At 53.5% G+C, this 6,989-nt stretch carries 9 protein-coding genes; 7 read left to right on the top strand and 2 right to left on the bottom strand.

Annotated elements, in window-relative coordinates:
• Positions 1 to 112 precede the first annotated feature (112 nt).
• Positions 113 to 814, bottom strand: coding sequence for an endonuclease domain-containing protein (locus G7Y43_RS07930; protein ID WP_255464361.1), 702 nt, complete (start codon positions 812 to 814; stop codon positions 113 to 115).
• A 569-nt stretch (positions 815 to 1,383) separates the two neighbouring features.
• Positions 1,384 to 2,454 carry an ATP-binding protein gene (locus G7Y43_RS07925; protein WP_255464359.1) on the bottom strand — a complete coding sequence of 357 codons (1,071 nt, stop codon included), beginning with the start codon at positions 2,452 to 2,454 and terminating at the stop codon, positions 1,384 to 1,386.
• A 220-nt stretch (positions 2,455 to 2,674) separates the two neighbouring features.
• Here G7Y43_RS07925 and G7Y43_RS07920 point away from each other — a divergent pair, with 220 nt between their 5' ends.
• The 7 genes from G7Y43_RS07920 (at position 2,675) to tatC (ending at position 6,842) form a co-directional block, all read left to right on the top strand.
• Positions 2,675 to 2,953 carry a hypothetical protein gene (locus G7Y43_RS07920; protein WP_165045793.1) on the top strand — a complete coding sequence of 93 codons (279 nt, stop codon included), beginning with the start codon at positions 2,675 to 2,677 and terminating at the stop codon, positions 2,951 to 2,953.
• Complete coding sequence (locus G7Y43_RS07915; protein WP_165045791.1) at positions 2,946 to 3,167, top strand: hypothetical protein; 222 nt, start codon at positions 2,946 to 2,948, stop codon at positions 3,165 to 3,167. The genes G7Y43_RS07920 and G7Y43_RS07915 overlap by 8 nt, the downstream gene beginning before the upstream one ends.
• 2 nt (positions 3,168 to 3,169) lie before the next feature.
• On the top strand, positions 3,170 to 3,448 hold the full coding sequence (locus G7Y43_RS10830; protein WP_165045789.1) for a DUF4160 domain-containing protein: 279 nt from the start codon (positions 3,170 to 3,172) through the stop codon (positions 3,446 to 3,448).
• 108 nt (positions 3,449 to 3,556) lie between these two features.
• Positions 3,557 to 4,912: an amidohydrolase family protein gene (locus G7Y43_RS07905; protein WP_165045787.1), complete on the top strand. Its 1,356-nt coding sequence runs from the start codon at positions 3,557 to 3,559 to the stop codon at positions 4,910 to 4,912.
• Positions 4,913 to 4,916: 4 nt separating this feature from the next.
• Positions 4,917 to 5,111 (top strand): CASC3 protein CASC3, encoded by a 195-nt coding sequence (locus G7Y43_RS07900; protein WP_165045785.1) that lies wholly within the window; start codon positions 4,917 to 4,919, stop codon positions 5,109 to 5,111.
• A gap of 36 nt (positions 5,112 to 5,147) precedes the next feature.
• A complete protein-coding gene (locus G7Y43_RS07895; RefSeq protein WP_241158202.1) occupies positions 5,148 to 6,005 on the top strand; it encodes a twin-arginine translocase TatA/TatE family subunit in 858 nt (285 codons plus the stop codon).
• Between the two features lie 3 nt (positions 6,006 to 6,008).
• Positions 6,009 to 6,842 carry a twin-arginine translocase subunit TatC gene (gene tatC, locus G7Y43_RS07890; RefSeq protein ID WP_165045783.1) on the top strand — a complete coding sequence of 278 codons (834 nt, stop codon included), beginning with the start codon at positions 6,009 to 6,011 and terminating at the stop codon, positions 6,840 to 6,842.
• The last annotated feature ends 147 nt before the right edge of the window (positions 6,843 to 6,989 follow it).

Raw genomic sequence — 6,989 nt, 5'->3', positions numbered from 1 at the left:
AAACCCCTGGTAGGGTACCTCATAGAAGGATAGAAGGTGCCTCACAGGGTCTCTCAAGGCAATTTGAAGCAAAAACTCAATGGCGAAGATGAAAAGCTCAGTGTAAGTACCATTAATCAGTGTTTCCATAGACGATGGGATTTGCGTCTGAAACAAAGAAATGATCCATCGTCTCGTAATAATCGTTGCGGACATACACCGTGCCTTTTTCCGATTCGATCTCAGACCACATCTTTGTTGCTGAAACATCGAGTTTAACGTCAGCCGTCTTGTGGGACAGGCAAATCGTTGGACGTTTAAAGCTGCGGTCAGCTAAAACACAGAGGTTCTCAAACAGATCAAAAAGGTCGTTCGTTGCTTCTCTAACAAGCTTCTCTTCATCAATTTCTGGTTGGTCGCAGATAAAATCAATCGCCCATTTTTGGTTGTCAGGCGTAAGTGCTCCTTGCTTAATGAGGGAAAGCAAAGCCATCTGAAGTCTTATTGCTATTTCGTATACGAAGGCAGTCTTCTCGTCGAAGTCGCTCGGAGCGTCTTCGCCTTTGTCGAAACGCTCATAGAGCATTTGTGCCGCTTTTGAAGCATCAAGTTTATCGGTGGTGATACGAATAGTTGTTACGCCGTTCGCTTCAAGGTATAGATCGCGGTTGCGGTCGAGGTAGGACTGGCCACTGGTTTCGTGTTGGGAGCCATCGACTTCCAACACGAGACTTGCTCGGGGGCAATAGAAATCTACGCACTGTTCGGAATATGCTGGATCGCAGTTGTCGACTATGTCTTCTATTCGAGCTTCGGGAAGGACGAAGTTCAGCATGTAGAGAGAATCTGCTGGAAGTGATGAAGGGAGCAACGTTTCGTAAAACTCCAAGGCAGGGTTGAACAGTCCGTTCGGGGAACCCTTGATGGTTTTTCGCCAAGAATGATCGTGTGTGATCAATCGTCTGAGCGGCCGGGGAAATCTTGCTGGGGGAGGGGTCTTTCCGATGGCATTTTGCAGTCGCTTTGATGGATGAGTTGGGGTTCCTCTTTGGATAATGTTCTCTACGATACATGCGAAGGAATACCAGTTGTTATCAGTGTTGTCAGTACTCTTAAGATGCTCACATCCCAAGACTGCATAATTACTTTTGCTGAAGACATACGATGAAGAAAACCGTTTCATGGCTAACTATCCGAGGTGAATTCTGATTTGCTGACAATCTTCTCCCATTGTAAACGAATACGCTTACTACGTTGGTTGTCTTGTGGAAAACACAGTCGAACTTCCGGTGGTTGTGGTTTGAAGATGTGGGGAATGTAGATCCTCCCCAGATGACTAAACGAAACGCATGCAACAATGAAATGTTGCGATGTCTCATGCGTGACGAACGTTGCTTTGTTTCATTACAGCAGCCACTTCCATGCCGGCACCACGTTGATGGTGCCTTCTGGTACCTCGATCGTTTCCTCGTCATCTAGTGTCACAATCGTGCCCTCTTCGATGTCAAATCGTCTCATGCCAGCGTGCAACGCCGGCACCTCGCGGAGGCGAGTTTTTTCGTCTGACACATCGCACGACACCTGAATCAGCTGGTAGGCATCCTGCATCAGCGCATCGCCAATGACAAAGTCAACCTCATGACGTCCGCTATCGTCAATGAGTGCACGAGCGAGCGCGCCTTCGCGCAAACTGCCCGCTTCCCGACGAAGCTTCATGAACACGGCCGTTTCCAAACGCTGTGCCTCATCGCGCGCCGTCGAAGGTGAAAAAGCCACAAACATTCCCGGATCGACGGCATATACCTTGGAAACCGAACGTGTGTTGTCGGCAAGCGCACGTGAGAACTCGCGCAACGTCAACACAAGGTAGGCATCTTCGTAGTATCCCAGCAAGTTTGAGAGCGATTCGCGGGCCACGGAAACACTCGCACTTCTGAACGCTTGGTGCAACTTGTTCAGCGACAGCTCCCGCCCCGACATTCGCAGGCAGCGCGTAAGGAGCTGGGACGCAACGCGCGGGTTCCTAACACCGTAGCGATCGACAACGTCGAGATTCACTGCGCGCTGCGCATACTCCTGAAGAAGCTGAACAGTATCGGTGCGCTCCAAGCTCTGAACGGCAATAAACCCTCCCCGGAGCAGATAGCCCCCAAGTAGATGTCTCAACGTTGCAACTGTCGCGCTTCCGAAGACTTCATTTTGTTCCTCCGTTGAACCGACCTGGGTAAGCACGTTAGTTGACGCGCTGTGGAACCGCACATATTCAGCAAAGCTCATAGGGAACAACTCTTTGGAAAGAGCTCTTCCTCGAAACTCTGTTGCAAGATCCGCCGAAAGCAGCTTCGAGGAAGACCCACTTACGTAGATGGTTGCTTTTTGGGTGTCAACCATACGGCGCAGGAACATGCCCCAAGGTGGGGTTTTCTTTGTCTGGGCATACCTGAATATGTCTTTCGTGGTTTCTCTTGCGAACAATCCTGCATTTCTTGGGATAAGAGATCGCTAAACTTGGTAGTAGTAGCGTAGTACATAATGAGAGCGTTACCGTTTTAATGATCCCATGTAGTTGGCTGGCTCATGGGCAGTCAAGCAGCTTGATTACCTGTTGGCCTGACTATTCAACAACTTGGCTGAAGTCTTTAGAGGATTTTGGTATGCTTAGGGTTCCGAAACACAGAAGAGAAAGGAGGGCAGCATGACGGCTCGGAGCAGCGTGGCTATCCTTAGTAGTCACGGCGACCTCACGTCTTTCTCCTTCGACGGACGTCGTATAAGATTCAAAACACCAAAACGTCTGGAACGGTACTTGGATGTACGAGAATGGGACAGCGGCTATCTTGCCGTTACCGCCCGTTATCACGGCCTGCCCGATACCGAGGAATACATCGACCTGGTGCCCATCCTGAAGAATCTCTACATTGACCCCGACAGCTTCCTTAGCTCCATCGAAACCGTGGAGGTTAGCTATGCCTGACGTGCTGCAAGTCGCCGATGCCGCCGATGTCATCATCAATGGATACGCTTTCACTCGAAACGGTGACAGTATCCGCGTGCTCAACCTCAATCGCCCGACAAGCGCTGCAGTTTTCAGCGCGCAGGGCGAGCTAAGGGAAACTACCATGGACGATATCGAGCTGGAAATAGTGCACGATTACCTGGATCGCAGTCTCAAATACATGGCGGCCTAATCATGCCGAAATACTTCAACTTCAAGGTCTGCGGCTACTACCTGTACTTCACCAGCCACTGTATCATCGAGTGCATGCACGTGCATGCCAGTGATCGCAAGCTTACCGAGCAAGGATCCGCTAAGTTTTTCGTCAAAAAGAACGGTGACTCTGTTCTTCAGAGTCCAGGTGTCCTTAGTGACCGCGAAATTCGTCAAATCCAGGCATTCATCAAGGATAACTACCGCGAGATGTACCTTATGTGGGCCAAATTCAGCGACAAAGGCTTCCACCGAGGATAATAAACCGTCGTATTTCCAACCGCAGAGACTGTGTGCGCTCTCGCGCCGCGCGCTCGGCAGTGTTATCATACAAACTTACGTTATCGAGCGGATACGAAGAGGGTGCCCATGCTTATCTGCGCGCAATACATTCTCCCCATCACGTCCGAGCCGTTCCAGAACGGGGCCGTTCTCGTTCGCGACGGTCGCATCCGCGACATTGGCTCGGCTGACCTGCTGCGTCTGCGCTACCCCGAGGAAGAGGTGCGCGATTACGGGCATGCGGCAATTATGCCGGGTTTGGTCGACTTGCATACGCATTTGGAGAACTCCGTCATGCGAGGCATCATCCACGACGTTCCCTACGCGTCGTGGGCGGTGAGCATCGCGGAAAAGAGCCTGAAGCTCGATTCGTCCGATTGGCGCGATTCTGCAGTGCTGGGCGGCCTTGAGGCGCTTTCGAGCGGCATCACTTGTGTTGCCGACATCACCACTACTGGTGCGGCATGCGCGGCTGCGCAAAGTGTTGGTCTGCGCAGCGTCATCTACCGCGAAGTGGGCGCTATGGATAAAAAGCGCGTACCTCAGGCAATCGTTCGTGCGCAGAAGGATATCGACCGGTGGCGTGGCCAGATCGATTCCGACCGCATTACGCTTGGCGTGGCCCCGGCAGCAATGTATGAATGCCATCCGTCGGTGTATGGGGCGGTTGCTGAGTTCGCACGCAGCGAGGGCTTGCCTGTCGCCATGCATCTTGCGGGTAGCCGTGAAGAGTACAACTTCATTAAATACGGTTCGTCGCCGTTTGCCGTTCATACCATGGAGGATCGTCGTGGCTACGTGGAAGTTCCGCCATGGCTTCCCACACAGGCGTCGCCCGTTCGCTATGCGCTGAACTGGGGCGCGTTCGAGGCCGATAACGTACTGGCCATCCATTGCGTCCATGTTGACCGCTTGGATATCGCAAAGCTCAAAGAATACGACGTTGCCGTGGCTGTGTGTCCGCGCTGCAATGCCCAACTGGGCATGGGTGTGGCACCGCTCGGTGAGTTCCGGCGCGCTGGCCTGCGCGTGGGCGTAGGAACCGACTCGCCTGCGGCAACCGATTCGACCGACATGTTTATCGAAATGCGCACCGGCATGCTCATTGAACGCGCTGTGAATGTAGGCGAGTTCCTCGATTGCGCTTCGGTGCTGAAAATGGCTACGCTCGGTGGTGCGCGTGCGCTGAAGATGGACGATCGTATTGGGTCGATCGATCTGGGCAAAGCTGCCGATCTCATTGCTGTTGACCTTGCAGGGTCGCGTCAGACGACGCTTGATGATCCGGCGGCTTCCATTGTTAACACCTGCAGCGGCTCTGATGTTCTTATGACCATGGTCGACGGCAAGATTCTCTACGAACAGGATCGCTGGAATGTGGACGTCGAAGTGGCTCACAACATCGCGCGTGTGTTCGAAATTCGGGGAAAGATCAGGTCGTAACGTTATGGCAAAGCAGAAACTAACTGCAAAGCAGAAAAGCGAGCGCATTAAGGCCGCGCAGGAACGCGAACGCCGCGCGCAAGAGAAGCGCGAGCGCGCTGAGCGCATCAAGCGCATATTTGTCGTGGTGGTGTGCGTTATTTTGGTATTGGCACTGGGCATACCGACGGTTGGTTTGGCGTTTTTGGGCGGTGCGTAGAAACCGGCAAGCGCAGGCGGTGCGGGGTCTCATGGCGTGAGCTGTTTGTGCTACTATATCCCGGTTGTTCCCGCAAGGGGTATTGTGCCCGGCGTGTCGCGCCCGGCGGAACTATTGGCGCAAAAGGCGCGTAACCGTGCAAAGGAGCGAGCTTTGTTTGGGTTAAGTGGAATAGAGCTTTTTCTTATTATCGTGTTCGGCTTTCTCATTTTCGGGCCGGACAAGCTGCCGGCTATGGCTAAGATGCTTGGCCAGGCTATTAGCAAGTTTAGAGCGGCTCAGCAGGAAATGAACGACGTGTTGAAGAGTGGGGTATACGATCCCGATTCCGACGAGCCGTTCAAGAATCCGCTCGATGTGGTTGACGAGGTTGGAAAGAAGGCGCAGAAGGCGTCGAAGGACGCGAAGAGTGCCGCTTCAAAGTCTGCTGCCAAGAAACCCACGTCATCTGCGGCGAAGCCTGCTGCGAAATCCACGGCGACGAAACCCGCGCAGGCGACAGACGGTGCAGCGAAGTCCGCATCAGACACTGGTGCGAAGAAGGCGGGGCAAGGCGAGTCATTCCAAGAGCGCAAAGCCCGCTACGCTGCGGAGCGCGCCGAGCGCCTGCGTACCGAAGGTGGCACTGCTGCAGCAACGACGGCGACAGCAGGAACAGCAACGACAGCAGCAGCGGCGAGTGCAGCCAAGGCGGCCACCGCAGCAAAGCCTACTGCGGCAGTATCGGCAACATCGACGGCATCTGAGCCGACAGCTAATGCTGCCGAGAAGCCCTCGGCACTGAAGCGCGCCGCAGCGGCGAAGGCCGCGACAGCACCCGTGACATCGGGTGTTGCAACAAAAGTGAACAATCAGGTTGCATCTGATGCGGCCGACATAAAGGAAGGGGAGTAACGCATGGCTATCGGTGCTGCCCGCATGCCCTTGTTTGATCACTTGGGCGAGTTGCGCATGCGCTTGGTGCGCATTGTGGTTTGTTTGGCCATTGGCGTGTGTATATTCTACTTTGCTGCGCCTACCATTGCCCAGTTCATGCTGCTGCCTATCGCCGACTACCTGCCGAAGGGTGACGAGGGCACGTACATGCTCACGGCAATCGATCCGTTTGAGACGTTTACCGTTCGCTTTACGCTGGCCATGTGGGCTTCGGTGGTTGCTACGGCACCTATTATTCTTTGGCAGATTCTTGCGTTCTTCCTGCCGGCATTAAAGCCGAGCGAGCGCAAATGGTTTATTCCCACGTTCGCGGCTGCAGTTGCCCTGTTTATCATCGGAACCATTTTCTGCTACTTCCTCATTTTGCCCCCGGCATTTCAATGGCTCACTGACCAAGGTGCGGGATTCGCTGAAATAACCCCGCGAGCCAAGTCGTACTTGAGTATTATCATCGGTTTCGAGATCGGCTTCGGTTTTGCATTCGAGCTGCCGTTGCTGGTATTCTACATGGTGCTGTTTGACGTAATCCCTTACAAGAAGTTGCGCGAGAATTGGCGAATTGTCTACGTTGTGCTCATGGTGGTGTCTGCCATGGTGACGCTTGACGCTTCGCCGATTACCATGCTACTCATGTTCGCCGCGCTATTGATGCTCTACGAGGGCAGTTTGCTGATCGCTCGCGTGGCGCTGAGTAAGCGTATCAAGAAACGAGAAGCGCAGGACGCTGATGATGATGACACCGAGCGGAAGACATCGAAATCGGTGTCCATTAAGCGTGCAGCCAAGAAGAAGTAGGTCCGCGCGGTTGCGTGCGGGCGTGCTCGCGAATGATGGCGATGTGTCGGTGTTTTTATCATCCGTTGTATGCGACGGCCGTTTCGGAAGAGTATGTGTTATCGTCCTGCCGAACCCTGCATAATAGGGTTCGGCAGGGTTTTTTAT

Source organism: Adlercreutzia sp. ZJ138, from assembly GCF_011038935.1.
Lineage (GTDB): Bacteria > Actinomycetota > Coriobacteriia > Coriobacteriales > Eggerthellaceae > ZJ141.
This window is presented reverse-complemented; position numbering and strand designations above follow the sequence as displayed.